This window comes from Aminobacter sp. LjRoot7 (assembly GCF_964252895.1).
Taxonomy (GTDB): Bacteria; Pseudomonadota; Alphaproteobacteria; order Rhizobiales; family Rhizobiaceae; genus Aminobacter; species Aminobacter aminovorans_B.
Genome location: NZ_CAXUPX020000004.1, coordinates 145540 through 171577, shown reverse-complemented (window position 1 = coordinate 171577; position 26038 = coordinate 145540). Strand labels below are relative to the sequence as shown.

The 26038-nt window shown below is 63.8% G+C and carries 27 protein-coding genes and 1 tRNA gene; 10 read left to right on the top strand and 18 right to left on the bottom strand.

Features of this window, described 5'->3' with window-relative positions:
• Positions 1-26: 26 nt before the first annotated feature.
• The 9 genes from ACSQ3E_RS13805 to ACSQ3E_RS13765 form a co-directional block, all read right to left on the bottom strand.
• The gene (locus ACSQ3E_RS13805) at positions 27-266 is read right to left on the bottom strand and encodes a DUF2188 domain-containing protein (protein WP_310327157.1); all 240 of its coding nucleotides are present in this window, start codon (positions 264-266) and stop codon (positions 27-29) included.
• 654 nt (positions 267-920) lie between these two features.
• A tRNA-Leu gene (locus ACSQ3E_RS13800) sits at positions 921-1005 on the bottom strand.
• A gap of 58 nt (positions 1006-1063) precedes the next feature.
• Entirely contained in the window at positions 1064-1396 is a 333-nt protein-coding gene (locus ACSQ3E_RS13795; RefSeq protein WP_436123117.1) for a hypothetical protein, read from the bottom strand.
• Between the two features lie 77 nt (positions 1397-1473).
• Positions 1474-2325 (bottom strand): alpha/beta fold hydrolase, encoded by an 852-nt coding sequence (locus tag ACSQ3E_RS13790; protein WP_436123116.1) that lies wholly within the window; start codon positions 2323-2325, stop codon positions 1474-1476.
• Between the two features lie 103 nt (positions 2326-2428).
• A complete protein-coding gene (locus ACSQ3E_RS13785) occupies positions 2429-3940 on the bottom strand; it encodes a tripartite tricarboxylate transporter permease (protein WP_436123115.1) in 1512 nt (503 codons plus the stop codon).
• A gap of 10 nt (positions 3941-3950) precedes the next feature.
• Positions 3951-4412, bottom strand: a complete 462-nt coding sequence (locus tag ACSQ3E_RS13780) for a tripartite tricarboxylate transporter TctB family protein (RefSeq protein ID WP_310327167.1) — start codon at positions 4410-4412, stop codon at positions 3951-3953.
• 230 nt (positions 4413-4642) lie between these two features.
• A complete protein-coding gene (locus ACSQ3E_RS13775; protein WP_436123114.1) occupies positions 4643-5620 on the bottom strand; it encodes a tripartite tricarboxylate transporter substrate-binding protein in 978 nt (325 codons plus the stop codon).
• A 213-nt stretch (positions 5621-5833) separates the two neighbouring features.
• Positions 5834-7189 (bottom strand): sigma-54-dependent transcriptional regulator, encoded by a 1356-nt coding sequence (locus ACSQ3E_RS13770; RefSeq protein ID WP_436123113.1) that lies wholly within the window; start codon positions 7187-7189, stop codon positions 5834-5836.
• Complete coding sequence (locus ACSQ3E_RS13765; RefSeq protein WP_436123112.1) at positions 7186-9027, bottom strand: sensor histidine kinase; 1842 nt, start codon at positions 9025-9027, stop codon at positions 7186-7188. Before ACSQ3E_RS13765 ends, ACSQ3E_RS13770 begins: the two co-directional genes overlap by 4 nt.
• Positions 9028-9149: 122 nt before the next feature.
• Between ACSQ3E_RS13765 and ade the strand changes: the two genes are divergently transcribed.
• Positions 9150-10961, top strand: coding sequence for an adenine deaminase (gene ade / locus ACSQ3E_RS13760; RefSeq protein ID WP_436123111.1), 1812 nt, complete (start codon positions 9150-9152; stop codon positions 10959-10961).
• Positions 10962-11031: 70 nt separating this feature from the next.
• Here the strand turns inward: ade and ACSQ3E_RS13755 are convergent, their stop codons facing one another.
• On the bottom strand, positions 11032-12144 hold the full coding sequence (locus ACSQ3E_RS13755; RefSeq protein WP_436123110.1) for an alpha/beta hydrolase: 1113 nt from the start codon (positions 12142-12144) through the stop codon (positions 11032-11034).
• Between the two features lie 144 nt (positions 12145-12288).
• On the bottom strand, positions 12289-13746 hold the full coding sequence (locus ACSQ3E_RS13750) for a TrkH family potassium uptake protein (RefSeq protein WP_310327178.1): 1458 nt from the start codon (positions 13744-13746) through the stop codon (positions 12289-12291).
• Positions 13747-13898: 152 nt separating this feature from the next.
• Between ACSQ3E_RS13750 and ilvA the strand changes: the two genes are divergently transcribed.
• Together ilvA and ACSQ3E_RS13740 are read left to right on the top strand one after the other, a co-directional pair.
• On the top strand, positions 13899-15155 hold the full coding sequence (ilvA, locus tag ACSQ3E_RS13745) for a threonine ammonia-lyase IlvA (RefSeq protein ID WP_436123109.1): 1257 nt from the start codon (positions 13899-13901) through the stop codon (positions 15153-15155).
• On the top strand, positions 15152-15691 hold the full coding sequence (locus ACSQ3E_RS13740) for a DUF1697 domain-containing protein (RefSeq protein WP_436123108.1): 540 nt from the start codon (positions 15152-15154) through the stop codon (positions 15689-15691). The genes ilvA and ACSQ3E_RS13740 overlap by 4 nt, the downstream gene beginning before the upstream one ends.
• 59 nt (positions 15692-15750) lie before the next feature.
• On the opposite strand, the gene gloA is transcribed toward ACSQ3E_RS13740, so the two are convergent.
• The gene (gene gloA, locus ACSQ3E_RS13735; protein ID WP_436123107.1) at positions 15751-16191 is read right to left on the bottom strand and encodes a lactoylglutathione lyase; all 441 of its coding nucleotides are present in this window, start codon (positions 16189-16191) and stop codon (positions 15751-15753) included.
• A gap of 219 nt (positions 16192-16410) precedes the next feature.
• Here gloA and ACSQ3E_RS13730 point away from each other — a divergent pair, with 219 nt between their 5' ends.
• The 4 genes from ACSQ3E_RS13730 to ACSQ3E_RS13715 are packed head-to-tail and all read left to right on the top strand — an operon-like array spanning position 16411 to position 18867.
• On the top strand, positions 16411-17007 hold the full coding sequence (locus tag ACSQ3E_RS13730) for a cold-shock protein (RefSeq protein ID WP_310327186.1): 597 nt from the start codon (positions 16411-16413) through the stop codon (positions 17005-17007).
• A gap of 24 nt (positions 17008-17031) precedes the next feature.
• Positions 17032-17550: a DUF192 domain-containing protein gene (locus tag ACSQ3E_RS13725; RefSeq protein WP_436123106.1), complete on the top strand. Its 519-nt coding sequence runs from the start codon at positions 17032-17034 to the stop codon at positions 17548-17550.
• A gap of 40 nt (positions 17551-17590) precedes the next feature.
• Positions 17591-18361, top strand: a complete 771-nt coding sequence (locus ACSQ3E_RS13720; RefSeq protein WP_436123362.1) for an alpha/beta fold hydrolase — start codon at positions 17591-17593, stop codon at positions 18359-18361.
• A 5-nt stretch (positions 18362-18366) separates the two neighbouring features.
• A complete protein-coding gene (locus tag ACSQ3E_RS13715; protein WP_436123105.1) occupies positions 18367-18867 on the top strand; it encodes a GNAT family N-acetyltransferase in 501 nt (166 codons plus the stop codon).
• A gap of 6 nt (positions 18868-18873) precedes the next feature.
• On the opposite strand, the gene ACSQ3E_RS13710 is transcribed toward ACSQ3E_RS13715, so the two are convergent.
• On the bottom strand, positions 18874-19464 hold the full coding sequence (locus tag ACSQ3E_RS13710; RefSeq protein WP_436123104.1) for an HD domain-containing protein: 591 nt from the start codon (positions 19462-19464) through the stop codon (positions 18874-18876).
• A gap of 1 nt (position 19465) precedes the next feature.
• Positions 19466-20248: an enoyl-CoA hydratase-related protein gene (locus ACSQ3E_RS13705; protein WP_436123103.1), complete on the bottom strand. Its 783-nt coding sequence runs from the start codon at positions 20246-20248 to the stop codon at positions 19466-19468.
• Positions 20249-20378: 130 nt separating this feature from the next.
• Here ACSQ3E_RS13705 and cysE point away from each other — a divergent pair, with 130 nt between their 5' ends.
• Positions 20379-21227, top strand: coding sequence for a serine O-acetyltransferase (cysE, locus tag ACSQ3E_RS13700; RefSeq protein ID WP_436123102.1), 849 nt, complete (start codon positions 20379-20381; stop codon positions 21225-21227).
• Between the two features lie 127 nt (positions 21228-21354).
• On the top strand, positions 21355-21558 hold the full coding sequence (locus tag ACSQ3E_RS13695) for a DUF3126 family protein (RefSeq protein ID WP_310327201.1): 204 nt from the start codon (positions 21355-21357) through the stop codon (positions 21556-21558).
• A 45-nt stretch (positions 21559-21603) separates the two neighbouring features.
• Here ACSQ3E_RS13695 and ACSQ3E_RS13690 read toward each other — a convergent pair whose 3' ends face one another.
• Positions 21604-22329 (bottom strand): hypothetical protein, encoded by a 726-nt coding sequence (locus ACSQ3E_RS13690; protein ID WP_310327203.1) that lies wholly within the window; start codon positions 22327-22329, stop codon positions 21604-21606.
• Between the two features lie 208 nt (positions 22330-22537).
• On the opposite strand from ACSQ3E_RS13690, the gene ACSQ3E_RS13685 reads away from it, so the two are divergent.
• Complete coding sequence (locus ACSQ3E_RS13685; RefSeq protein ID WP_436123101.1) at positions 22538-23071, top strand: gamma carbonic anhydrase family protein; 534 nt, start codon at positions 22538-22540, stop codon at positions 23069-23071.
• A gap of 219 nt (positions 23072-23290) precedes the next feature.
• Here the strand turns inward: ACSQ3E_RS13685 and ACSQ3E_RS13680 are convergent, their stop codons facing one another.
• The 3 genes from ACSQ3E_RS13680 to ACSQ3E_RS13670 all read right to left on the bottom strand — a co-directional run bounded on the left by ACSQ3E_RS13680 (position 23291) and on the right by ACSQ3E_RS13670 (position 25747).
• The gene (locus ACSQ3E_RS13680) at positions 23291-23896 is read right to left on the bottom strand and encodes a transglutaminase-like cysteine peptidase (protein ID WP_436123100.1); all 606 of its coding nucleotides are present in this window, start codon (positions 23894-23896) and stop codon (positions 23291-23293) included.
• Between the two features lie 477 nt (positions 23897-24373).
• Positions 24374-24991 (bottom strand): PilZ domain-containing protein, encoded by a 618-nt coding sequence (locus tag ACSQ3E_RS13675; protein WP_115732276.1) that lies wholly within the window; start codon positions 24989-24991, stop codon positions 24374-24376.
• A 117-nt stretch (positions 24992-25108) separates the two neighbouring features.
• Entirely contained in the window at positions 25109-25747 is a 639-nt protein-coding gene (locus ACSQ3E_RS13670; protein WP_310327210.1) for a PAS domain-containing protein, read from the bottom strand.
• Between the last annotated feature and the right edge of the window lie 291 nt (positions 25748-26038).

Genomic DNA, 26038 nt, shown 5'->3' with positions numbered 1-26038 from the left:
AGGTTCACGCAGTTCCTTGCGAGCGGCTAGTCGGAGACTTCGGTGTCCGGCCTGTCGTCGCCCTTTGCCAGCTCGTCGTGCCAGCGGCCCTCGGCATCTTCGTACTGGATGCCGTCGGTCGAGCCGGAGACGCGCTGTTCTGCGGCAGCTGTCTCTGCCGCCTGCAAGGCGTGTTCACGGGTGGGGAAGGTCTCGGAGAAGGTGTCGCCGACCTTGTAGGCCCAGCCACCATCGTGCTGGACGATTTCATAGACGAGCTTGGTCATGGGTTTCCTCGCTGGGTGCGATGTCGTTGTGTATCAGCGGTTTGAAGGGCAGTGCTGTCGCAATGCATGCGTTGCACCGTGACAGGGACAGCCTCTTGGCCTACCTGGCTTGTCTGACGAGGGCGGCGAAGGCGGCGAGCGAGCGGGCGACCTGATGCCGGGCGCGCAAGAGCGTCGTCGGCGCGGGCTGTCAGGCGACAGCGGGCAGTCGTCTGAAGCGGAGACGCAACAGATGCAGGGCGCGCAAAGGATTCATATGCGACCATGCCGGCTCAAACGTTGCCGGGCGCAAATGGTTGCATGCCGTCAAACGGCGTTATCGTGCGGCGCTAGCTGGTCTTGGTTCAGAGTGGGACGATGGAAAAGACGACCCAGGCGCCGCAAACGGCGGCGGCAAGTCCGAGGCAGGCGCTACGGTGTTTTTCCCAGAAATATGGTGCACGTTCCCAATTGTAGTGCATCTACTCTACTCCCCACTCACAACGCCCCCACGCGGTGAAGTTGTATTTCACTGTGAAACAATCCGCAATTTTCCGGTGTGGTTGTGCAGTAAGGAAAGAGCGCGAGCGTGGCAATTATGTCACGCCAATATGCAGCCGGATATGCTTGGCGATCGAGGCTCGATTCGTTGGCGCGGGGCAGTGGGAAGTTCTTTGGTGCGGACGGCGGGGCTCGAACCCGCATAGCCGAGGCTGAGAGATTTTAAGTCTCTTGCGTCTACCAGTTTCGCCACGTCCGCTTGGGCGGAACTGGTAAAGCAGCCGGGCGATATTGCAAGTCCCGGCAAGCGCTTGCGGCTACTTCGTTCCGTTGAAATCGAGCAACGGGGACTCGGCTGCGGCACCAGATTTCGGAGCCTTGCGGGGTGCTTTCTTGGCCGGCTTCTTGGCGGTGTCCTTGGTCGCAACCTGTGCCGCCTCCTGTTCTACAGCAGTTGGCGCCGCCGCCTTGGCAGGCGCCGGTTTTGCTGCGACCGATGCCGCCTTTTCAGTGAACTTGATTGCCATGCTGAGTGTCCGCCATTTCATCGCGCCGCGAGTCAGCGGCCTTGGCCCTCCATACACGATTTGTTCCGCCGAGGGGCAACGAAGCGCGTGATCGATGCCGACGAATGACGGCAAGCTGCCCATTTGTCCCGAGAGGTGACCGCGGACATCCCCGGTTCCGGTTTCCAGCGAAAACGGAACCGGGGAGGCAGCCGGAAATCCTATTTGCCGTCGATAAACTCCAGCACCGACTTGTTGTACTCGTCCGGTGCTTGCAGCATGGCGAAATGGCTGGTGTTGGGCAGGATGATCAGTTCTGCGCCAGGGATGATCGAGGCCATGTATTCGGTGTGCTTGCGCGTCACCGCCTCGTCGTGGTCGCCGAGCACGATCGCAGTCGGCACCGTGATCTTCGCCAACTGCTCCTTGGTCCAGTTCGGCTGCGTCTTCCACATTTCGCTGATCTGGCCGACGAAGGCTTCGTATTCTGCCGGCGTCTTGGACATTTTTGCATAGTCCCTGCCGGAGCGTTCGATGTAGGCGCCGAAGGTCTTGTTGGTCTCGACGCCGGGGTCGACGCCGTCGGTGGTGACATTGGCCGCATGCGCGTAGAGCCGGGTCAAGCGCTCTGGGTGCTTCATGGCGATGTCGATGCCGATGATGCCGCCGTCGCTCCAGCCGACGATCGCGGTCTTGTCGATCTTGAGTTGGTCGAGCAGCGCCAGATAGTCGGATGCCATCAGTTCATAGCCGAAGGGATCGCTGGTGCGGCTCGAACGGCCGTGGCCGCGGCTGTCGGCGACGATCACCTTGTGGGTCTTGGACAGTTCAGCCACCTGGCTCGCCCAGATGTCGGCATGGCCGAGGCCGCCATGGATCAGCAGCACCGGGTCGCCTGAACCGTAGACGGCGTAATACATGTCGATGCCGTTGACCTTGGCGTAGCCGGTTTCGGTCGATGCCGGCATGGCCGCCGGTTCCGGCAATGTCAGCCAGCGTTCTTCGGAATTTGCAGCCGCAACGGAAAACAATGAAACAAAAGCAACAACCACAGCAGTCCAGAAAGAACGCATGCCCGCCTCCGCCTGTTTGTGCTGCAAGTGACTGCCAATGGGCTGGAAAAGTCAACGGGCGGAAAATCCGCCCGTTGGTTTTGCTCCAAGTTGCTGACCTTTATCAGCCTTCTTCCTCGACGAAGACCTCGTCGCGCTTCTTGCGCACTGCCGGCAGCAGCACGACGATCAGCACGCCGGCGGCCAGAGCCAGAAGGATGGCGCTGATCGGACGGGTGACGAAGGTGGTCGGGTCGCCACGCGACAGGATCATGGCGCGGCGCAGGTTTTCCTCGAGCAGCGGCCCGAGCACGAAGCCGAGCAGCAGCGGCGCCGGTTCGCAACGCAGCTTGACCAGCACGTAGCCGATGAAGCCGAAGAAGGCGACGGCATAGAGGTCGAAGACGTTGGAGTTGACGCTGTAAACGCCGATGGCACAGAACGCCATGATGATCGGGAACAGTACGTAATAGGGCACCGTCAGCAGCTTCACCCACAGGCCGATCAGCGGCAGGTTGAGGATGATCAGCATCAGATTGCCGATCCACATCGAGGCGATGATGCCCCAGAACAGCGCAGGCTGCTCGGTCGCGACGTTGGGGCCAGGCACGATGCCCTGAATGATCATGGCGCCAATCATCAGCGCCATGACGGGATTGGCCGGGATGCCGAGCGTCAGCATCGGGATGAACGAGGTCTGGGCACCGGCATTGTTGGCCGATTCCGGACCGGCGACGCCGGCGACAGCACCCTTGCCGAACTCTTCCGGGTTCTTGGAGACACGCTTCTCCACCGTGTAGGAGGCAAAGGCTGCGAGGATCGCGCCGCCGCCGGGCAGGATGCCGAGCGCCGAGCCGATCGCCGTGCCGCGCAGGATCGGCGCAGCCATCGCCTTGAAATCCTCGCGCGTCGGCAACAGGCCCGAAACCTTGGCCATCAGCACTTCGCGGGTCTTTTCGCTTTCGAGGTTGCGCAGGATCTCGGCAATGCCGAAGACGCCGACGGCGACCGCGACGAAGTTGAGCCCGTCGGCATATTCGCGGATGCCGAGCGTGAAGCGCGGCGTGCCGGTGTATATGTCGGTGCCGACGAGGCCGAGCAGCAGGCCGAGAACGACCATGGCGAGCGCCTTGATGATTGAGCCGTGTGCAAGGGCGATCGACGAGACCAGACCCACGACCATTAGCGAGAAGTATTCGGCGGCACCGAATTGCAGGGCAATTGCGGTCAGCGGCGGTGCGAAGACGGCAACGAGGAAGGTCGACACGGTGCCGGCGAAGAACGAGCCGATGGCAGCGATGGCGAGCGCAGCACCCGCGCGACCCTTGCGGGCCATCTGGTAGCCGTCGATGGCGGTCACGGCGGACGAGGATTCGCCCGGCATGTTGATCAAGATCGCCGTGGTCGAGCCGCCATACTGCGCGCCGTAATAGATGCCGGCGAGCATGATCAGCGAGGACACGGGATCGCCGATCTGGAAGGTGATCGGCAACAGCATGGCGATGGTGGCGGTGGCGCCGATGCCGGGCAGCACGCCGATGAGGGTGCCGAGCAAGACGCCGATCAGGCAGAAGCCGAGATTGGCGAGCGTCGTGGCGGTCGAGAAGCCGAGCGCGAGATTGTCGAAGAGTTCCATCTCATCCTCCTCAGAACGGCAGCCAGGGGCCGAAGCGCTGGAACGGCAGGCCCAGCGCGTAGCTGAACACGACGACCGAAAACAGCGTGACCCCGGCGGAGAGGATGATTGCGGCCAGCGGCTTCATCCGTGTTGAGGCGAAGGCAGCGATCAGGCAGGTCAGGAAGATAGACGGCACGAAGCCGAGCCCACGCACGGTGAGGCCGAAGAAGACCGGCGCCGGCAGGATGAAGGCCATGCCGCGCCAGGCGATCGGGCCGAGCGGTTCACCCGCCACCCTGGTGGCCTGGACGACGACGATGAGCCCGAGAACGATCAGCACCAAGGCAAGCGCGAGCGGGAAATAGCCCGGTCCCATGCGGAAGGTGGTGCCGAGCTCGAGGCCGAGCGCCTGGATGGCGAAGAAGGCGCCGGTGGCGACGAAGATCGCGCCGCAGGCTCCATTGGTTGGGTCGATGGCGAGGTTTTTCATGCGAGGCCCTCTGCTGGCGCCTGACGTCGTTGGCTGCCTTGTTCTGTTCCCCGTCCGCCTGCCTTGGCCTGGTCACGCCCTAGGGGCGACAAGGGGACATCGAACGTGCGCATGATCGCGCGGCGTCGACAATTGGCAAGGGGTTGCAGCGAATGGGCTTCTCCGTTGGGAGAAGGGGCAGCCGGAGAAGGGCCGCGCCGGAGCGCGGCCCGGGTCGATGGCGGCGTGGTTTAGTCGGCGAACTGGCCGGCGGCCTCGATGATCGGCTTCCAGCGCGCGATTTCGCCTTCGAGCTTGGCCTTCAGCGCTGCAGGCGTCGCGTCAGCTTCCGACGACGGGATGGTGCCGAGCTCGGCGAAGCGGGCAACGACATTCGGGTCCTTGAGGGCCATCTGCAGCGACTTTGAAAGCCGCTCGGTCACTTCCGCCGGGGTGCCCTTGGGGGCGTAGACGCCGTGCCAGATGCCGACTTCCATGCCGTCGAGACCGCCTTCCTTGGTGGTCGGAACGTCCTTCAGCACGTCGAGGCGCGCGGGCGAGGTGACCGCGTATGCCTTGATGGTGCCGGCCTGGATCTGCTTGGTGGTGTTGGTGGTCTGGTCGCACATGATGTCGACCTGGCCGCCGAGCAGGTCGGTCATGGCAGGGCCGGTGCCCTTGTAAGGAACGGTGACCAGCGGCGTGCCGATGGCGCTCATGAACAGCATGCCGCACAGATGCGAGGCAGCACCGATGCCGGCATTGGCGACGGTGACGGTGTCCTTGTTGGCCTTGGCGTATTCGACCAGGCCCTTGAGGTCGGTCGGCTCCAGATCCTTCTTGGCAACGATGGTCATCGGCACTTCGGTGACCAGGCCGACATATTCGAAGGCGTTCAGCGTGTCATAGGCGAGCTTGCGGTACAGCGTGGCTGACGTGGCCATGCCGATGTGATGCAGCAGCAGCGTGTAGCCATCCGGATCGGCGGCAGCGACGCGGCCGGCACCAAGCGTACCGCCGGCACCGCCGACGTTTTCGACGATGACCTGCTGGCCGAGGTCCTTGGACATCGATTCAGCAACGAGACGGGTGACGGTGTCGGTCGGGCCACCGGCCGCGAAGGGCACGACGACGGTGATGGTGCGCTCGGGGTAGGTCTGCGCATTGGCGGCAAGCGGGAAAATGGCAACGGCGGCTGCCGTCGCCAGCGAGGCGATAAGTTTCTTCACGGAATCCTCCCAGATATCGGAACTCGACCTCCGCCTTGACCACAGCTCCTCCGGGGCCGGCGTTGGGTGGGCTGATAGGGCGGCAGCACGGGCGGTTCCGCAACGTCGCACAGCCATGGTTGACGGCTAAATTGCCATGGCGGTCGGGTCGATGGGTGGAAAAGGTAACATCGGCCTTTCCTGGTGTGTGGAATTCCACACAACGAGCGGCGCCTACTGCTCCGAAGCGTCCGCCATGCCGACCTGATTCTTGTCGAGGCCGTAGCGCTGCATCTTCTCGTAGAGCGTCTTGCGCGAGATTCCGAGTTGTTCGTAGACCGGCTTGAGGCTGCCGCCGTGGGCGACGAGAGCGGCCTGGATGACGTTCTTCTCGAAGCCGGCGACCCGCTCGGCCAGCCGCTCATCGCTATCGGTGGAAGGCTCTTCGGCGGACTGCAGCCCGAGGCCGAGCACGAAGCGGTCGGCGGCGTTGCGCAGCTCGCGCACATTGCCGGGCCAGTCGAGCCGGGCGATGTCGGCGACGACGCGTGGTGGCACCTCCATCGCTTCGCGGCGGTAGCGCCCGGCTGCCTCGCGCACCAGCTGCAGGAAAAGCAGAGGCACGTCCTCGCGGCGTGCCGTGAGCGCGGGCATGCGCAAGGTCACGACATTGAGGCGGTAGAGCAGGTCGGCGCGGAAGCGTCCGGCGGCAACCTCGGCATCGAGATCGGCCTTGCTGGTGGCGATGAAGCGGACGTCGAGGGGGATCGGCTCGTTGGAACCGAGGCGAAAGATGACGCGGTCCTGGATGACGCGCAGCAACTTGGCTTGAAGATCGGCAGGCATCGAGCCGATCTCGTCGAGCAGCACGGTGCCGCCGCGGGCATGCTCGAACTTGCCGTAGCGCGGCCGAAGCGCGCCGGCAAAGGCGCCGGCCTCGTGGCCGAACAGCTCGCTCTCGATAAGGGTTTCGGGCAGGGCGGCGCAATTGATGGCGACGAAGGGTTTTGTCGCGCGGCTGCTGATGTCGTGCAGGGCACGCGCCGCCACTTCCTTGCCGGTGCCGGTGTCGCCGATGATCAGCGCATCGGCGTCGGTTCCGGCGATGGCGCGCAGCTTGTAGCGCAGCTCGACCATGATGTTGCTGCGGCCGGGCAGGCGGGCCTCGATGTCGTCGTTCTTGCCGGCTGCGGCGCGCAGCTCACGGTTTTCCAAAACCAGCTTGCGACGATCGATGGCGCGTGCGGCCATCTCGGCGATGTGCTGGGAGGTGAAGGGCTTTTCGATGAAGTCGTAGGCGCCCTCGCGCATGGCGCGCACGGCAAGCTGGACGTCGCCATGGCCGGTGACGAGGATGACGGGGATGTCGGCATCGACCTCATGGATGCGGCCCATCAGCGTCATGCCGTCCATGCCCGGCATGCGGATGTCGGAGACGACGACGCCGTTGAAGCCCTGGGTGATGAAGTCGAGCGCACGCTCGCCGCTGGGGCTGTCCTGGACGGCGAGACCGGCGAGATCGAGCGACTGCGCGGTCGAGCGGCGCAGCTCGTCCTCGTCGTCGACAAGGAGCACGACTGGCGGCTTCATTCCGCAGCCTCGCGCATGGCGGAGCGCATCGCATCGAGCTCGATTGTGAACAAGGCCCCGCCTTCAGGATGATTCAAGACAACAAGACTCCCACCGAAGTCCTTGATGATGTTGTATGAAATAGAAAGCCCGAGGCCAAGGCCCTTGCCCACGCCCTTGGTCGAGAAGAACGGGTCGAAGATGCGCTCAGCGATCGCCTTGGGCACGCCTGGGCCATGGTCGCGAACCGTGACGGTGACCTTTCCAGCCTTGCGCCGCGCCACCAGTTCGATGCGGCGGTCGGGCAGGCCTTCCACGGCGTCCGCAGCGTTGGTGACGATGTTGACCAGCACCTGCTGCAGGCGCACCGAACCCGCCTTGACCGTCAGCGGCGTCGGCCCGAGGTCGACAGACAGCGTCGCGTCGGCCGCTTTGAGCCGCCAGCCGACGATTTCCTGAGTGTCGTGCACGACTTCCTGCAGCGACACCGGGCCGAGCTTCTGGTTCGGCTTGCGGGCGAAGTTGCGCAGGTGCCTGCTGATCGAGGCCATGCGGTCGGTGAGGCTCGAAATGCGCGAGACGTTGTCGCGGGCCTCGGCGATGCGCTCGCGGTCGATCAGGATCGCCGCATTGTCGGCATAGGTCTTCACCGCCGCCAGCGGCTGGTTGAATTCATGCGACAGTGCCGCCGACATCTGGCCAAGGGCAGCGAGCTTGCCGGCCTGGATGAGGTCGGCCTGGGTCTGGCGCAATTGCTGTTCGGTGGCACGGCGCTCGGCGACTTCGGTTTCCAGCCGGCTGTTAACCAGTGCCAGGTCGGCGGTGCGCTCCTCGACGCGGCGCTCCAGCTCCAGCTGCGCCGATTGCTGCATCTGCATACGCTCGGCCAGGCGGGCGCGGCGCTGCAGGACGATGGCGCCGGCGAGTGCCGCAAGGCCGAGCGCGAGCAGGGCGAGCACCACCGCGGTCAGCGACTGGGCGCGGGCGGAACCCGTGTCGGCCAGCACATGCACCGTCCAGCCGGCCTCTGGCATCTCCTCTGCGACCTCGAGGAACTCGCGGGTATTGCCGCGTTCGTTGATCGCCAGCAATTCGCGGCCGTCGGCCATGAAGCGCGAGACAGGCAGGTTGCGCAGGATGGCGTCGGAATAGCGTCGCGAGGCGGTTGTGCGCGCCAGCATGTCAGCCGTCAGCGGCTTCATGCTCGAATAGAGCCAAAGCGGACGGCTGCTCATGAAGATGATGCCTTCGGGATCGGTGACTGTCAGCTCGAAGTCGCCGCCGCGCCAGGACGCCTCGATCTCCTCGATATGGACCTTGAGCACGACGACGCCGGCGATCTGGTCGCCGAGCTTTACCGGCGCGGAGAAATAATAGCCGCGCATGCCGGACATGACGCCGAGCGCGAAGAAGCGGCCGATGCCGCCACGGATGGCGTCCTGGTAGTAGGGGCGGTAGGAATAATTCTCGCCGACGAAGGTGGTGGGCAGATCGTAGTTGCTGGCCGAGATCGTGTCGCCACCCGGCTTGATCAGGTAGATGTCGGACGATTCGAGCAGGCCGTTGATCGACTTGAGATAGCGGTTTGCGACGTCGCGCAGCGCCGGGTCGTCGGGCGAGGCGAGCAGCAGCTGGATGTCGTCATTGTCGGCGATCAGCTGCGGCAGCGACTTGTAGCGGCTGATCTGGCCGGTCAGCGCAGAGACCGCGAGCCTGAGCGTCGTCTGTCCGCGTGCCTCGGCCTCGTCCATATAGGCACGCGTGGCCAGCCGTCCGCCCAGCACCACGATCGCAAGCGCCAGCGCTGCCAGGGCAAGCCCCGGCCACACCCAGCGGCGACTATAAAGAAGATGCTGCATGACGCGGTCCGAACCGTTTCTGCCGCCAAGTATACCGGGGCGGCCATGCCGCACAACCAAGGCTCTGTTTTCCGGCGTGGCTTTCGCTACAGTCGCTACGAAAGAACACAGGATTCCTTGCAATGCCCAATAGCTCGCCCTTCGCCAAGCCGCGCCCCTGGACCGAGACCGCCCCCGAGCTGGTCGACGTCGCCATGGGCCGCAAGCCGGCCGACCTCGTCATCCGCAACGGCCGCTGGGTGAACGTGCATTCGGGCGAGATCATCGCGGGCACGGACCTGGCAATCATCGCCGGGCGCTTCGCCTATTGCGGGCCAAATGCCAGCCACGCCATCGGCCAGGGCACCAAGGTTGTCGACGCCGGCGGGCGCTATCTCGTGCCCGGCCTGTGCGACGCGCACATGCATGTCGAAAGCGGCATGGTGACGGTGACCGAGTTCTCCCGCGCTGTCATCCCGCATGGCACCACCTCGATGTTCATCGACCCGCACGAGATCGCTAATGTGCTCGGCCTCAAGGGCGTCAGGCTGATGCATGACGAGGCGCTGGCCATGCCGATCAATGTGCATGTGCAGATGCCGTCCTGCGTGCCTTCCGCGCCAGGGCTGGAGAATGCCGGTGCGGTGCTGACCGTCGAGGACGTCGCCGAGGCGATGACCTGGGAGAACATTATTGGCCTGGGGGAGGTGATGAACTTCCCGGGCGTCGCCGCCAACAATCTGGTCATGTCGGGCGAGATCGCCGAGACGGTGAAGGCCGGCAAGACTGTCGGCGGCCATTATGCCTCGCCCGATCTCGGCCTGCCGTTCCACGGCTATGTCGCCGGCGGCCCCGAAGACGACCACGAGGGCACCCGCGCCGAGGACGCCATCGCCCGTGTCCGCCAGGGCATGAAGGCGATGCTGCGCCTCGGCTCGGCATGGTACGACGTCGCCAGCCAGATCAAGGCCGTGACCGAGATGGGCATCGACCCGCGCAACTTCATCCTTTGCACCGACGACAGTCATTCCGGCACGCTGGTGCATGACGGGCACATGGACCGCGTCGTCCGTCACGCCGTCCAGCAGGGACTGAAGCCGGTGACGGCGATCCAGATGGCAACGATCAACACCGCCCAGCATTTCCGCCTCGAGCGCGAGCTGGGCTCGATCACGCCGGGCCGGTTGGCCGACGTGCTGATCGTCTCAGATCTGGCCGAGATGAAGATCGACGAGGTCTATGCCCGCGGCGTGCGTGTCGCCAAGGCCGGCAAGCTCGACATCGACATCCCTGCTTATGCCTATCCCGCCGAGGCCAAGAACACCGTCAAGCTCGGCAAGCAGCTGGGCGCAGGCGACTTCGACATCAAGGCGCCCGAGGGTGCCAATGAGGTCAGGGTGCGGGTCATCGGCGTGATTGAGAACCAGGCACCGACGCGCGCGCTGGAGGCCGACCTGCCGGTCGAGGACGGGCTGGTCGGCATGGACCGCCGCAACGACGTCTGCCAGATCGCGCTTGTAGAGCGCCACCGCGCCACCGGGCAGGTGACCAATGCCTTTGTGTCCGGCTTCGGCTACATGAAGGACTGCGCGCTGGCCTCGACGGTCGCCCATGACAGCCACCACATGATCGTCGTCGGCACCAACAAGGCCGACATGGCGCTCGCCGCCAACCGGCTCGGGCAGGTCGGCGGCGGCGTGGTGCTGTTCTCCGAAGGCAAGGAACTGGCGCTGGTCGAGATGCCGATCGCCGGCCTGATGTCGGACGAGCGCGCCGAGATCGTCGCCGCCAAGGCAGACAAGCTGGTCCAGGCGATGCGCGACATGGGTTGCAGCCTCAACAACGCCTACATGCAGCACTCGCTGCTGGCGCTGGTGGTGATCCCCGAACTGCGCATCTCGGATGTCGGGCTTGTCGACGTCAGGACCTTCGAGAAGGTCGACCTGTTCATCTGAGCGGGAGCGCCAAGGATGAAGACAAAAGAAAGGGCGCCAGAGGCGCCCTTTTTCGTTCTTGAAGCCGGTCTTACTGCAGCCCGCCGAGCATGTTGATGCGGTCGGTGACCTCGCGGTCGCTGGCAAAGCCGTCGTCGGCACGCAGGCGCTGGCCGAGCAGCTTCACCATCTGCGGGTTGTCGGCGAACTTGGTGTGGTTGAAGCTGTCAGCGCCCTTGGCATCCGACAGGTCGACGACGATGACACCGTATTCAGCGAGATCGGCGGCGTTCTTGTAGTCGCCGAGGCGCGGCTTGGAGCCGGCCAGGATGCCCGACAGCTTGAGTGCGCGGTCGTCGCCCGAGGTCATCAGGAAGAACGGCTTGGTCGGTTTGCCGTAGCGGCGCATTTGGCTCTTGAACACGTCGACATCGATGTCGGGCGAGGCGAGCACAACGTCGCCGAGCTTGCCGCCAAGGTCGCGGTCACCGGTGAGCGCCAGCTGGCGCAGCGCTTCCATGGTTACCCATGTGCCCATCGAATGCGCAACGATGTCGATGCGGCGGGCACCCGACTGGGCGAGCATGCGCAGCGTCACTTCGAGCTGGTCGCGTGCGGCGGCGGCACTTTCCCTGTCATAGACATAGTCGGTCGTGCTGCCGCCCGAGGCCCAGGAGAACAGCACCGGTGTGCCGGTGTAGCCCGAGTCGTGCGCGATTTGGGTGGCGCGATAGACGCCGGCGTCGAAGGAGGTGTTGTAGCCGTGCACGAACAGCATGGCGCGGCCGCCGCGCGCAGCGATGTCGGCGCTGAGCGCCTTGGAGAATTCAGGCTGCGTCTGGTAGCCGACCGCGTTGGTGGCGGTGAAGAACTTGGTCGGATCGGGGTCCTTGCGGCCGCGCAGCTCGATCTGTCCGGTCTTGTGGACTTTGGGAACGGTCACGTCGACGCGGGCGAAGTTCAGTATCGCCGAACGGTCGCGGTCGAAGACCTCCTTGTTGTCGGCGGCGTACTGGCGCGTCGAGGCGACGAAGATCGCATGGTTGCCGGCGATCTCCTGGACCGGGACATTGACCACGGCACCTGTCAAAAGCGCGCCGGACGGCTGCCCGATGCAACCGGACAAAAGGAGGGCGGCGATGACAAGGCAGTATTTCGACGGCGACACTTTGATGATCTCTCTGACGGGCAGTGCGTTCAGCATGCCTTCCTCCCGACCGGCTGATAGTGGCGGAAGTAAGTCGGGTCCAGCCGAAAGTATCAGCTTCGGCGGAAGTCGGTGGACGAGTGTTGCCGGATTGCCGAAATTGTGGCGAAAACAAGGGTTTCCGCACCTGAGTTCACGGAGTTAGCGACCCCAGAAAGTTGGCGTGAAGATCACCAGGACGGCGAGGATTTCGAGACGGCCGAGCAGCATCGCCGCCGAGCAGATCCACTTCGCGGCATCAGGCAGCGAGGAGAAGTTGCCGACCGGGCCGATGATCGGGCCGAGGCCGGGGCCGACATTGGTGAGCGAGGTCAGCGAGCCGGTGACGGCGGTGATGAAGTCGAGCCCGGTGGCGCTGAGCAGCACGATGGTGATGGCCCACAGCACCATGAAGGAGGCGATGAACAGCACGACCGCGCTCTGCATCTCGGGCGCCACCGTGCGGTCGCCATAACGCACCGGTGTTACCGTGTTGGGGTAGATCAGGCGGCGCAGACCGTTGGACAACAGTTCGAACAGGACCAGGAAGCGGTAGGCCTTGATGCCGCCTGTCGTGGAGCCGGAGCAGCCGCCGAGGAAGGTGGCGACGAAGATGCAACCGATGGCGAACGGTCCCCACTGATTGTAGTCGTCGCTGGCAAAGCCGGCAGTGGTGATGATCGACATCAGGTTGAAGGTCGAGTGGGTCAGGGCATTGAAAAACGGCATGCCCATGTTGACGCGCAGGTAGATGGCAACCGCGACGGCGAAGACGATGCAGTAGCCGGCATAGACGCGGATCTGCGGGTCGCGCAGCGCATCGAGCCGTCCGCGCACGGCAAACAGGATCATGATCGAAAACGGCAGGCCGCCGATGAACATGAAGATGATGCCGGTCCACAGGATGGCGGGATTGTCGGCATAACGCAGGAACGAGGTGTCGTGGGTGGAGAAACCGCCTGTCGCGACAGTCGACATGGCGTGGTTGACGGCGTGGAAGCCTTCCATGCCGGCGGCGACATAGGAGATGGTACAGGCGATGACCAGCACCGTGTAGATGCCGATCAGCGAGACGGTGAAGGTCTGGAAACGTTCGAACGGACGGTCCTCGATGTCGGAGGATTCGATCTTGAAGTAGGACACGCCGCCGATGTTGAGGAACGGCAGCAGGAACAGGCCGAGGGCGATGACGCCCAGACCGCCCATGAAGCTGAGAAGCGAGCGCCAGAGCAGAATGCCGGGCGGTGCGGTGTCGAGGCCGTTGATGACGGTCGAGCCGGTGGTGGTGACGCCCGAGACCGATTCGAAGATGGAATCGGTGACGCTCAGGCCGAGCGACGAGGTCATGAATGGCACCGCACCGGCGATCGCCAGCGTGATCCAGAGGAAATTGACCAGCAGGAAGCCGAAGCGGGTGTTGGCCGGCGGCACGCGCCCTTGCGTGGCGAGTGCGATCGCCAGCGAAAGCCCTCCCATGAACAGGGCCGTGAAGGCGAAGGAACGCCAGTCGTCGTTGCCGTAGTAGAGGTCGACAGCCGCCGGCAGGAGCATTGCAACAGACAGGTAGATGGCAAAGACGGCTGCGATGTGGATCGCGGCGCGGACGGCAATTCTGTTCACCGAGACGTATCCCCAATGTATCGCGGCGAGCCAATCTGTCGGCCTGAACCTAGCGGCGGGAGCCGGACAGTGGCTTCACGGCGCCGAATATGCAATAGCGCGGGGACGCGGGCCACAGCATTTGCCCGGTCGATTTCAGGAGTGCCCAAGCCATGACCAGTTTTGCCGAAAGGGTTTCGTTGGCAGCTGCGGCGGTGAGGCAACTGTTTCCTGAGACACCGCTGCAGGAGAACGACTATCTCTCGCGCAAGACTGGGGCGCGCGTGCTTCTGAAGCGCGAAGACCTGACGCCGGTGCGCTCCTACAAGATCCGCGGCGCGTTGAACTTCTTCCGCAAGACGCTTGCCGCCGGCAACGAGGCAGAGCTGTTCGTCTGTGCTTCGGCCGGCAATCACGCCCAGGGTTTTGCCTTCGTCTGCCGGCATTTTGGCAAGAGGGGCGTGGTGTTCATGCCTGTCACCACGCCGCAGCAGAAGATCGACAAGACGCGGTTGTTCGGTGGCGAGTTCGTCGAGATCAAGCTTGTCGGCGACTTCTTCGACGACTGCTATCGCGCCGCCCTGGAATTCTGCGAAAGCTCTGGCGGTCACATGGTGCCGCCGTTCGACCACAAGGACATCATCGAGGGGCAGGCGACCGTCGCCCTCGAGATTGCCGCCCAGATGCCGAACGGGCGTGCCCCCGACATGGTGCTGTTGCCTGTCGGTGGTGGCGGATTGTCGGCAGGGGTGACGCGCTACTTCGCCGAAACAGGTGCTACGCCTCGTTTCGTCTTCTGTGAGCCCGCCGGCGCGCCGAGCCTGCGCGACAGCCTGGCCACCGGCAAACGGGTAAAACTCGCCAAGGTCGACAACTTCGTCGACGGCGCTGCCGTGGGCGAACTCGGGCGCGAGCCGCTGCGCCTGCTCAAGGATTTTCCGGCCGATAGCGTCCATCTGGTTCCGGAGAACCGCCTCTGTGCCACAATGATCGAGATGCTCAATATCGAGGGCGTGGTGCTGGAACCGGCAGGCGCGTTGGCGATCGACACGCTCAAGGATTTTTCCAAGAAGGAGCTCAAGGGCAAGACCGTAGTCGCGGTGGTGTCGGGCGGCAATTTCGACTTCGAGCGCCTGCCCGACGTCAAGGAGCGTGCGCTGCGTTTCGAGGGGCTGAAGAAGTACTTCATCATCCGCTTCCCCCAACGCCCAGGTGCGCTACGCGACTTCCTCGAGCTGATGGGCCCGGACGACGACATCACCCGCTTCGAATACCTCAAGAAGTCGGCACGCAATTTCGGCTCGGTGCTGATCGGCATCGAAACCAAGGACCGGCGCAATTTCGACCTGCTCAAGGCGCGCTTCGACCTCGAGGGTGTGCAGTACCAGGACATCACCGACAACGAAACGCTGGGCGGCTTCATCATATGAGCGTCTTCGTAGCGCTGTTTTCCGGCATCAATGTCGGCGGCAACCGCATCGTGAAGATGGCTGAGCTCCGGGCATTCTTCGAAGAACTCGGCTTCGCCGATGTCGCGACCTACATCCAGAGCGGCAATGTGGTGTTCAGGGTCGCAGCTGCCGACGCCGGCACCCTGACCGAGAACATCGAGGCGGCTTTCGAAAGTCGCTGGGGCTTTCGTTCGCGCATCATGGTGCGCGACCTCGGCTGGCTCGAGAGGCTGGTGGCGAACAATCCCTATCCGGAGGTGGCGGGGGACCATACCAAGCTGCATGCGAGCGCGCTGGAGCGGGAGCCGACGGCAGAAGAGATCGCGCGGCTGGCGGAGCGTTGTACAGGTCCAGAAAGCTTCGAGGTCAAGGGCGACGTGCTCTACCTTCACGCGCCCGATGGTCTCGGCAAATCGAAGTTCGCCGAAGTTTTGCCGCGCACCCTCAAGGTGCCGGGCACGATGCGCAACTGGCGCACCGTGCTGACCTTGCTCGAGATGGCCCAGAAGGCCTGAGGGCTTTTGGCCCCTGCACGTCCTGCTTTCGAAACCGGTCCGGGTTTCGGCCGGTGCTGTTACCAGCCGCCGATGTTCGGCATCGACAGCCAGGGTTCCGCCGGTGCCTGGCGCTCGCCCTTCTGCAACAGCTCGATCGAGATGCCGTCGGGCGACTTGATGAAGGCCATGTTGCCGTCGCGCGGCGGCCGGTTGATGGTCACGCCCTTGTTTATCAGGTCCTGGCAGGTGGCGTAGATGTCGTCGACCTCATAGGCGAGGTGGCCGAAATTGCGGCCGCCCTGATAGTCTTCCGTGTCCCAGTTGAAGGTCAGTTCAAGCAGCGGCGTCTGGCGCTCGCTGCCGGCGCCCACATCTTCATCGGCGGCGAGGAAGATCAGCGTGTAGCGGCCCTTCTCGTTGGTGGAGCGACGGATCTCCTTCAGGCCGAACTTGTTGCAGTAGAAGTCCAGTGAGGCGTCGATGTCTTTGACGCGGACCATGGTGTGCAGATAGCGCATCGCTGTTCCTTGAGTTGGGGTTCGGCGCGATACATAGGGCGGCCCCCGCACGCTCGGCAACCATGGCGGTGCGTTTTCTGCGGAACTGGCGCGAAGCTTGTGTCTATCCGGGGGGCAAGTCGAAAAATGGCCGGTCGGCCCTTGCGTAAGACCAAAACGGAAGTGTTAATCTTATCTCAAGAATCAGTAATGGCGTTTGCAAGGAAAGGGGGCGTTCTGATGGGGGAAAAGGCCTCTCTCGTGGTGCAGAACGGCACTGGCCGTGACGCTTTCGAGCTCGACGACAGCAACGACGGTGTCGGTCTGGTCGAGCTTTCAGGCGCCATCAAGTGGTTCGACGTGGCCAAGGGCTACGGCTTCATTCTTCCCGACAATGGCATTGGCAGCGACGTGCTGCTGCACGTCACCTGCCTGCGCCGCGATGGCTTCCAGACCGCGCTCGAAGGCGCCCGCGTCGTTTGCCTGGTCAAGCAGGGCGACCGTGGCCTGCAGGCCTTCCGCGTGCTCTCCATCGACAATTCGACCGCCGTGCATCCCGCCGAAATGCAGGAGCAGCGCACCCATGTCTCGGTCACGCCCGAAAGCGGCCTCGAGCGCGCGCTGGTCAAGTGGTTCAACCGCACCAAGGGTTTTGGCTTCCTGACGCGCGGCGAGGGCACCGAGGACATCTTCGTCCACATGGAAACGCTGCGCCGCTTCGGCGTCACCGAGCTTCGTCCGGGGCAGGTTGTGCTGGTTCGTTTCGGCAAGGGCGACAAAGGCCTTATGGCTGCCGAAATTCACCCCGATCTAGGGACCTTGCCGGTTTCGCACTAGGTCGAGGCCGCCGCAGGGGATTTGATGATCACACGTAAATCGTTGCTGGCCGGAGCTTTCGGTGCCGCATTGCTTGCGGCGCCGGCTTTTGTCGTTTCGCTCGTCCCGACCGGCCCCGCTATCGCCCAGGAGGCGATGAAGCTGCCTACGGACGCCGAGCCGCTGATCGCTGCCACAGCCAAAGGCGACGTGCCTTTCCGCATCGAGATCGCCGACGAACCGGGCGAACGCTCGATGGGGCTGATGTTCCGTAAGGATCTCGCCGACGACCAGGGCATGCTGTTCGTGTTCGAGCAGACCCAGCCGGTCGGCTTCTGGATGAAGAACACGCCGTTGCCGCTCGATCTGGTGTTTGTCGGCCCCGACGGCAAGGTGCTCGACATTTTGCCGGGAACGCCGTTTTCGGAAGCCGTGATCGCGCCCGACGAGCCGGCGCGCTTCGTGCTCGAACTCAAGGCAGGCACCGCCGCAAGGACCGGCATCGCCGACGGCGTCATGCTCAAGCATCGCGCGATCGCGGCCGCTGCCGGCAATCCGGGCTGAGGCTAGACCTCGGCAAAGACCATTCGGAGCAACGATGGCTATCGATCATTTTTCCCATGAAGGTTTCGACCTGGCTTATCTGGACCTGCCGCCGACGGGAGCGGGCAGCGGCGAACCGGTGCTGATGATCCATGGCTTTGCCTCCAGCCACTTCGTCAACTGGGTGTCGCCGGGCTGGTTCAAGACGCTGACCGAAGCCGGCTACCGCGCCATCGCCTTCGACCATCGCGGCCATGGCGGCACGACCAAGAGCTACAACGAGGCCGACTACACGCCGAGCAAGATGGCAGGCGACGCGGTGGCGCTGCTCGACCATCTCGGCATCGAGCGCGCCCATGTCATGGGCTATTCGATGGGCGCCCGCGTCTCGGCGTTCATGGCGCTTGAGGCACCCGACCGGGTGGCGACGCTGGTGTTCGGTGGCCTCGGCATCGGCATGGTCGACGGCGTCGGCGACTGGGACCCGATCGCAGCCGCACTGCTGGCCGAGGATCCCGCTACGATCACGCAGCCGCGGGCAAAGATGTTCCGCGCCTTCGCCGACCAGACGCGCAGCGACAGACACGCACTCGCAGCCTGCATTTCAACCTCGCGGGAACTGGTGACCGACAACGACATCAGGCGGATCATGCAGCCGACTTTGGTCGCCGTCGGCACCAAGGACGACATCGCCGGTTCACCCGAGGAACTCGCCCGGTTGATGCCGCATGGCGAAAGCTTCGACATAGAAGGCCGCGACCACATGCTGGCCGTCGGCGACAGGACGTTCAAGAAGCGCGTGTTGGAGTTTTATGCCGGGCATCCGATCTAAGGGTGATGGTCGATCTGCTCGTCACCTATATGGAGATGAACGAAGCGCCCGGTGGAGTGCCGTTTCCGACTCCGGTTCCCGACGCGTGGGTTGCGAGGGAGCAGCCCGAACGATCCGACTATCTCGCGCTCTATCGAGCGATCGGTGAACCGCTGCAATGGGACCAGCGGCTGCGCATGCCGTCGGATGCGCTGCAGGTCTTGCTCAGCGACAATACGACTCATGTCTACGTCCTGCGTGTCGATGGGCAAGCAGTCGGACTTTGCGAATTCGTAGGCGCTGGCGGTGCAGACGTGGAACTCGCAAATTTCGGGCTGATCCCAGAATTCCAGGGCAGGAGGCTTGGGCCCTATCTGCTCGACCAATCGGTGCGCGCGATCTGGTCGCTGGCGCCACGTCGCGTGTGGCTGCACACCGACACCAATGACCACGCCGGCGCACAACCGACCTATCGGCGCGCTGGCTTCAAGCCCTACATGCAGCGCGTGGAGAGCTTCCCGGACTGATGTTCGTCACCCGCCCAGCTTTGCCAACGAGCGCTCCATGTTCGCCCGGGCCTGGGCTTCGAAGCGTGTCACGAAAATGTCGGTGTGGAAGATGCGTGGCCGTGCGAGAAAATTGCGCAGCACAGCGCCACGGCCGGCGCGCCAGTCGGTGTCGCCGACCCAGCCATATTCGCGCCTGACGGCGTCTTCGTAGGCGTCGAAGATATCTGCCGGGGCGCCGAGGATCGACAAATCCATGTCGAGCAGCAGGGCGGCGTCGGCTTTGGCTGACGCATCTGCGAAGGCAGGCACCTCATGGGTGGCGGTGGCTTCTATCATCTTGACGATACTGATAAGGCGAGGGGCGTCGACATGGCCGTGGAGCCTGCCGGCTGCAAGGGCAGCACTTTGCGCCTCGTTGTCCTTGGCGCGGCTGTCGTAGATCGCGTCATGGAACCAGATCGCCGCTTCGACCGCCTCGGGATCGGCGAACTGGGTGCGGTACTCCGTTAGCAGGCCCAACAGCGCTTCGATGTGGCGGATGCCGTGGTAGTGGCGGTCGTCGGCCTGATAGAGGCCACTCAGTTCCGCCCTGGTGGCGTCGTCGATCAAAGACATGTCAGTGCCCCTTGAACACGGGTGTGCGCCGGCCGGCAAAGGCGGCGCGGCCCTCGGCATAGTCGTCGCTGAGGAAGGTGGCATCGCCGGCGGCCTGGGCAAGGGCGATTTCGCCGGCATCGTGGCTCAACGCGGCGCGGATGGCTGCCTTGGAGGCACGCACCGACAGCGGCGCATTTTCGGCGATCGTGCGGGCGATCTCGCCGATGCGGCTGTCGAATCGCGCGGGTTCGACGACTTCGAGCAGGAAGCCCGCCGAAAGCGCGGCCTGCGCATCGATGCGGCCGGCGGTGTAGGTGAGGTATCTGGCCATCTGCGGGCCGGCGGCCCAGACGATGTCGCCCATCGCGTCCTGCGGATAGGCGAGGCCGAGGCGCGCGGCAGGCACGGCAAACAGGGCGTCCGGGGTCGCGACGCGCAGGTCGCAGGCAGCGGCCAGGCCAAAACCGCCGCCGAAGCAGATGCCTCGGATCGCGGCGATCACGGGAACCGTGCTGTTGCGCAGGGCGGCGAAAGCTGCCGAATTGGTCGCCTCATAGGCGCGCGCGCTGTCGGCGTCGCCGCGCAGCGTGTCGAACTCGGAGATGTCGGCGCCGGCGGAAAAATCCTGGCCCGCGCCGCGCAGGACGATGACGCGGATGTCCGGCCCGGACGACAGCCGGAGCACGTGATCGGCCAGATCGACCCACATCGCCCCGGTGACGGCGTTCTTGCGCGCCGGGCGGTTGATGACGATCGTGGCGATGCCATCGGCCGTTGTGACCAGCAAGGGTTCAGTTTCCATGGCGCCTTGAATATCCGCGAACCAAATCCACTTGATCGAGCACTAAGGAAAATTGAGTTCAATCGTGCTAACATCTGGCTTATATGTCCCGCGCGGGATTGCACAAGCCGGCAGTGAACGGAGACCGTCGATGAACACCATATCCGCAGCGCGCCCGAGTTCGGTGAAGCCGGTCGATCCAATCTGGCGATCGGTGCGCGACGAGGCGACGGACGCGGTGGCGGGCGACCCGCTGTTGGCGGCGTTTCTGTACGCTACGATCCTGAATCAGGACACGCTGGAAGAGGCGGTGATCCATCGCCTGGCCGAACGCCTGGCGCATCAGGATCTCGGCGCCGATCTCATCCGCCAGACATTCTATGCGATGCTGGAAGACCGGCCGGACTGGAGCGACGCCGTGCGCACCGACATCCAGGCCTATTACGACCGCGACCCGGCCTGCGACCGCTATCTGATGCCGGTGCTGTATTTCAAGGGCTTCCATGCCGTCCAGACGCACCGCCTGGCGCACTGGCTGTGGAACCGCGGCCGCAAGGATTTCGCGCTCTATCTGCAGAGCCGCTCGTCCTCGGTGTTCCAGACCGACATCAACCCGGCCGCGCGCATGGGCAAGGGCATCTTCATCGACCATGCCACCGGCCTTGTCATCGGTGAGACCGCCGTCGTCGAAGACGACGTCTCGATCCTGCATGGCGTGACGCTGGGCGGCACCGGCAAGGCCGGCGGCGACCGCCACCCCAAGATCCGCTACGGCGTGCTGATCGGCGCAGGCGCCAAGATCCTCGGCAACATCGAGATCGGCCATTGCTCCAAGATTGCCGCCGGTTCGGTGGTGCTGTCGCCAGTGCCGCACAACAAGACGGTGGCGGGCGTTCCGGCGCGCGTCGTTGGCGAAACCGGCTGCGACCGCCCGTCGAGCCAGATGGACCAGCTGTTGCCGTCGCAGACAATGGATCACGTCGTCAGCTTCGATATCTGAGACCAAGCGCCGGCGCCCATGACGGGCGCTGGCGCGATTTGCGCGGGGGTAAGCCAAGCCTCGCCTTTACAGCGCCATGGTTGGCGTGTCAGAAGCGCGTCTCTTAACGACAAGCCGGAGAAGCCAGTTGAAGCCGGAAGAAATCCGAAAGCTCGACGCTTATTTCAAGCGCCAGTTCCAGAACCCCAACCTCATGGTCAAGGCCCGTCCGCGCAAGGACGACTCGGCCGAGGTCTATATCGGCGACGAATTCCTCGGCATCGTTTTCAAGGACGAGGACGACGGCGACTACAATTTCTCGATGGCGATTCTCGACGTCGATCTGGCCTGATCTTTCGGTCGGCCACAGCGCCGCGCGGCGACGATCGCGCGGCCGCTACTTCACGTGCAGCATGGCATTCGCCTTGGCGATCACCGCCCGGTCCAGCGCACGCCACTCTCCCAACAGCTCCCGCGGAAATCTGTAAGTCAGGCTCAGATCCTTGCCGACGAAGACGTCGCGTTCGCAGGGCGCGAGCGATTCTTCCGCTTCCGTGCCGCTGAGGCAGCGGGCGACGAAGGGCGGCTCGCCGCTGCGCGACGCAACCGCCAGCACCTCGTTGAGATAGCCGGAATTTTCGGTGAAGCCGAACAGCGTCATGCCCTCGGGGCCTGGTACACCCGGCTTGACTGTGAGCTCGCTGTAGATCGGCGCAAGGCGTCCGCTCATGTCGCGGGTCATCATGCGCGGTTCGAGGCTGAGGAAGACGATGCGCTTCTGACCGTCGAGATTGTTGAAGGCCGGCCGCGCCGCCTCGCTGTAGCCGTCCATTTCAGGCCAGCGCAAGTAAAGGTCGAGGCGCCCGGCAATGCCGTCGCGGCGGGCCTTTTCGAAACGGATCATGTTGGCGGGGGCTGATATGACGTCGTTGCCGATGACGATCTCGCGCGGCGCGACCTCATCCGTGTAGCCGGCCATGGCGATGGTGTGGCCGAACCAGCGGCCGCCCAGGCTGATTGCCACCGAGAGCACCGCCAGCACGGCAAAGCCGTAGAAGACCTTCATCATCAGCGCCGAATCGACGACGTCGAAACCGGAATGTTCGGCCGTCTCGTGCTTCATCTGATGTCTCCAGAGCAGCCACGGCTGGCATTTGCGTTCGCGTTATGCGCCTTGCCGGGTCGGTAACCCCAGCTCCCGTGCTTTCGGGAGCCCGATATCTTTCCGACATTGCGTGCGCATGGTTAATGGCGCGTTAAGGCAGCTACGCGCGCTTGCCTTGTGGCGGTGCGCTCCATAGTTTGCGCGCGCCAACGAAGAGGATTTGACGATGCCGCTTTACGCAATCGACGGGGTCGAGCCGCAGTTCGAGGACCGCGCAACCAGCTGGATCGCGCCCGATGCGGCAGTGGTGGGCGACGTCAGGATCGGACGCGATGTGGGCATCTGGTTTGGCTCCGCCATTCGTGGCGACAACGAGCCGATCACCATCGGCGCGCGCTCCAACATCCAGGAGCAGGCGGTTATGCATACCGACCCGGGCTTTCCGCTCACCATCGGCGAAGGCTGCACCATTGGCCACAGGGCGATCCTGCATGGCTGCACCGTGGGCGACAATTCGCTGATCGGAATGGGGGCGATCGTGCTCAATGGCGCCCGCATCGGCAGGAACTGCCTCGTCGGTGCCGGCGCGCTGGTGACCGAAGGCAAGGAATTTCCCGACAATTCGCTGATCGTCGGATCACCGGCGAAAGCCATCCGTGTCCTCGACGAAGCCGCAGCCGACAGGCTGCGCAAGTCGGCGGACCACTATGTCGCCAATCAGCAGCGGTTTTCCGGCGGGCTGAAGAAGGTGGCTGACTAGGCGAGGCAACCTATCGCGAAAAAAGGCGGAGCCGGCCCGGGGATTGGGCCGGCTCCTAGACCCGGTCGTTGGGGACGGGGAGGGTGGGGACGCGACCGGGTTTTCTCACCAGCGCATGCCCCCGAAAACCGGAGCCGATTTTCGGAAGGTCATGCACCGATTCCGAGCGCTGCGGCGGCCTTGGCGCGTCCGTGATGGACGCGCTCGGGCCTGCAGCGCTTAGCGAACCGACGCCACCGCGTCGGCGCGGCCGTCGTTGATCGCAATCCAGACGCCTGAATTCCGCTCCGACTGGCGCTTGAGATAGGTGTATTCGGTCTCGTCCCAGGCCAGGACTCGCGTGTCGAGGTTGTCGAGGATGTATTCGCCGAGGCTGGTGCGCACGGTGAGCACCGCATGGCCGTCGCCGTTGGGCTGGCGAACGACGGTGATCAAAAGGTTGCCGGCCGGAACGCCCAGTTCCATCAGCTGCCGGCGCTTTGCCAGCACATAGTCCTCGCAGTCGCCGGCGCCGTTATCGGGATAGGACCAGACTTCTTCCTGGCCCCACATTTCCATGTCGGTGCGCGGCGCGACATCGGTGTTGACCTTGTCGTTGATGGCGATCATCGCCTTCCACAGGCTGCGGGTCAGCTCGACCGGCTTGTTGCTCGCGGTCTTTTCGCTGCACTCGACCGGCGAGCGCTTGCACAGCTCATAGTGGCCGACCGGCTGGGTGGTGCGGCCGTTGGTCTGCATCACGGCAGGTGTCGCCAAGGCGGCGCTGACAGCACCAGCCTGAATTGTCGTGGCCAGAAGCAGAAGCCATCCCCGACGCATGTTCATTTTGTTGTCTCCCCGTTTGAGGTGACAATGACAGGCGCGGATTTATTTGACGCAAAGCTGCGAAGTAGATGTTGAGTAAAAACAAAAGAGAACTCGCGTAAACAAAGAATAGAATAAGAATAAAACTTACAGAAAATTTGATTACAATTTTATCGAATTTGGCATGGCGAAGATGCACGCCGCAGGGAACGGACTATCAGTTCCGAATGGCACGAAACTGTTTCGCAAGCTGGGGTGGGCAGCCCCGGTTGCTGGGAGCGGCCTCTCCGCTTCGTCATCCTCGGGCTTGACCCGAGGATCCATGCCGTGAGGCTGGAGCTGGTGTGACGGTTCAGGTTCACCTGTGCTGGAATGAAACAGCAGTCGTGCGGCCATTTCATTCTGGCGCGCAAGCGGGCGTGCAAAAGTCTAGCCAAAAGCAAACAGCCCGACCTTCTGTGAAGGCCGGGCTGTGCTTGTTGGTGAAAGGCTGGGCCGTCAGGTGCGCGGGCGGTTGAATTCCGAGTCGAGCGATTCCGGGCGCTGGATGACGGCGAATTCGATGGCGACGCCGTCTTCGAAGTGGCGAACGACCTGGCCGCGCATGGTGCCGAGGGTAACCTGAACGCCGATCGCCGGCTTGACCTCGATCTCGAGGGCAGCACCGGAAAGCGAGAGATCGATGATGCGGCAGGGATATTGCCGGCCATCCATGAGCTGAAGTGCGCTGATCGGATTGCGCGGCGCGACGCGCTCGTGGCGGCGGTCTTCCGGCAGGTCGAGTTCGTGCTTGTTGGCAAGCCAGGTCAGCTGCGCCGCAAGCTTGTCCTTCTTGCGCTCGGAGGCGATGACGGTCATGGCGAAGCCGTCCGCAAGCGTGCGGGTGATGACACCCTCGACGCGGCCAATATGGTCGATATAGGCGATGACCTTCTCGCCGGGTGCGCCTGAGCGGTCAGTGCGGAAGGCAACGTTGCCGGGGGACATGTCAACGACCTGGCCGGCATGCTCTGTGCGATCCTCGAGCATGAAGCGGCCATAGATCTTCACGCGGACGCGCTGGAAGTTGCGCCGTTCCGCCCGTGACGGCGCGTAGTCAATCGCCGCTGGCCTCATGTTACCCTCATATCTGCAAACTCCCGCCGAACCGCATCGGGGAGCTATCGCGGGAAACTAGCGCCAAAGAGGTTAACAAAACGCCTAGCAGCGGGCCTTTGGAGCGGCCCGGCTGCGCTATTCTTCGCGTCCGCCTTCGAGAACGAACAGATGACGTATGCGACGCGCGCCATCGAGCGGGCTCGGTTCGCCCGAAAGGGCGGTGTCGCTGGGCGCGAGCGATGGCACGGTGACCGCCGGGCGGTTCTTGAGGAACATCGGCTCCAGGTCCGGATCGACGACACGCACGCTTTCGATTGAAGCATCGGTGAGTGGGTCGGAGCCGAGCCAAAACGGCCGGTCGACGCTCGACAGAACGCCCAGGCTGCGAGGGTTCTCGACGCCGCCATCAAGCGGCAGGAGCAGCATCTCGAAGCTTGTCGTCCGTAGGCTGGAGGTGAAGCCTTCGAAATTGATCACGACCACAGACTTCTGCTGGAACACGCCATAGGCAAGGCGGGCCATCAACCGCTGGTCCTTCTGACGCCAGAGCGAGGGGAACGAAAAGCCCTTGAGCTCGCGGCCGAAGGTGGCGCACAGCCGGGTGCCGGCGAGGCGGAAGACCGCTTCGCCGCGGGTGTCGCGTTCGAGGATGAAAGTGTCTGCAAGCAGGGCCTTGATCTCGGCCGGCTCGACTTCCGTACGTTTGGGCGCGGGTCGGCCGTCGCGAAGGCGGTTCCAATATTGGAACAGTGCCAGCGATCCTTTCTGTTTCATATTGCTCCGCTCCGAGCTCTTCTGTGCCTGATGTGCCATCTCTGGACAGAATCGCTTCATTCTTGAGGACTACATGAGGCGCGGAGCAGGACGCGTGCCAGTCTTGGTAACAGTTGTTAACGGGTCGGGGACGTTAAGGTTAACAAAGGGTTTACGTTGCTGTGCCCGGGCATACGTGGCACGTTCAATTCACTCCATGAAGTGGCCGCGCAGGCGCGGTCGGCAGCACTTCAGTCAAGAGTTACTTTTGGGGACGGGCAGGGGGGCTCGACCAGCCGTCCAGGGGAAACC

Excerpts from the sequence above, each read along its gene's own strand:
- ACSQ3E_RS13805 (WP_310327157.1), bottom strand. The coding sequence starts at position 266 with ATGACCAAGCTCGTCTATGAAATCGTCCAGCACGATGGTGGCTGGGCC.
- ACSQ3E_RS13795 (WP_436123117.1), bottom strand. The coding sequence starts at position 1,396 with ATGGGCAGCTTGCCGTCATTCGTCGGCATCGATCACGCGCTTCGTTGC.
- ACSQ3E_RS13790 (WP_436123116.1), bottom strand. The coding sequence starts at position 2,325 with ATGCGTTCTTTCTGGACTGCTGTGGTTGTTGCTTTTGTTTCATTGTTT.
- ACSQ3E_RS13785 (WP_436123115.1), bottom strand. The coding sequence starts at position 3,940 with ATGGAACTCTTCGACAATCTCGCGCTCGGCTTCTCGACCGCCACGACG.
- ACSQ3E_RS13780 (WP_310327167.1), bottom strand. The coding sequence starts at position 4,412 with ATGAAAAACCTCGCCATCGACCCAACCAATGGAGCCTGCGGCGCGATC.
- ACSQ3E_RS13770 (WP_436123113.1), bottom strand. The coding sequence starts at position 7,189 with ATGAAGCCGCCAGTCGTGCTCCTTGTCGACGACGAGGACGAGCTGCGC.
- ACSQ3E_RS13765 (WP_436123112.1), bottom strand. The coding sequence starts at position 9,027 with ATGCAGCATCTTCTTTATAGTCGCCGCTGGGTGTGGCCGGGGCTTGCC.
- ade (WP_436123111.1), top strand. The coding sequence starts at position 9,150 with ATGCCCAATAGCTCGCCCTTCGCCAAGCCGCGCCCCTGGACCGAGACC.
- ACSQ3E_RS13755 (WP_436123110.1), bottom strand. The coding sequence starts at position 12,144 with ATGCTGAACGCACTGCCCGTCAGAGAGATCATCAAAGTGTCGCCGTCG.
- ilvA (WP_436123109.1), top strand. The coding sequence starts at position 13,899 with ATGACCAGTTTTGCCGAAAGGGTTTCGTTGGCAGCTGCGGCGGTGAGG.
- ACSQ3E_RS13740 (WP_436123108.1), top strand. The coding sequence starts at position 15,152 with ATGAGCGTCTTCGTAGCGCTGTTTTCCGGCATCAATGTCGGCGGCAAC.
- gloA (WP_436123107.1), bottom strand. The coding sequence starts at position 16,191 with ATGCGCTATCTGCACACCATGGTCCGCGTCAAAGACATCGACGCCTCA.
- ACSQ3E_RS13730 (WP_310327186.1), top strand. The coding sequence starts at position 16,411 with ATGGGGGAAAAGGCCTCTCTCGTGGTGCAGAACGGCACTGGCCGTGAC.
- ACSQ3E_RS13725 (WP_436123106.1), top strand. The coding sequence starts at position 17,032 with ATGATCACACGTAAATCGTTGCTGGCCGGAGCTTTCGGTGCCGCATTG.
- ACSQ3E_RS13715 (WP_436123105.1), top strand. The coding sequence starts at position 18,367 with ATGGTCGATCTGCTCGTCACCTATATGGAGATGAACGAAGCGCCCGGT.
- ACSQ3E_RS13710 (WP_436123104.1), bottom strand. The coding sequence starts at position 19,464 with ATGTCTTTGATCGACGACGCCACCAGGGCGGAACTGAGTGGCCTCTAT.
- ACSQ3E_RS13705 (WP_436123103.1), bottom strand. The coding sequence starts at position 20,248 with ATGGAAACTGAACCCTTGCTGGTCACAACGGCCGATGGCATCGCCACG.
- cysE (WP_436123102.1), top strand. The coding sequence starts at position 20,379 with ATGAACACCATATCCGCAGCGCGCCCGAGTTCGGTGAAGCCGGTCGAT.
- ACSQ3E_RS13690 (WP_310327203.1), bottom strand. The coding sequence starts at position 22,329 with ATGAAGCACGAGACGGCCGAACATTCCGGTTTCGACGTCGTCGATTCG.
- ACSQ3E_RS13685 (WP_436123101.1), top strand. The coding sequence starts at position 22,538 with ATGCCGCTTTACGCAATCGACGGGGTCGAGCCGCAGTTCGAGGACCGC.
- ACSQ3E_RS13680 (WP_436123100.1), bottom strand. The coding sequence starts at position 23,896 with ATGAACATGCGTCGGGGATGGCTTCTGCTTCTGGCCACGACAATTCAG.
- ACSQ3E_RS13675 (WP_115732276.1), bottom strand. The coding sequence starts at position 24,991 with ATGAGGCCAGCGGCGATTGACTACGCGCCGTCACGGGCGGAACGGCGC.
- ACSQ3E_RS13670 (WP_310327210.1), bottom strand. The coding sequence starts at position 25,747 with ATGAAACAGAAAGGATCGCTGGCACTGTTCCAATATTGGAACCGCCTT.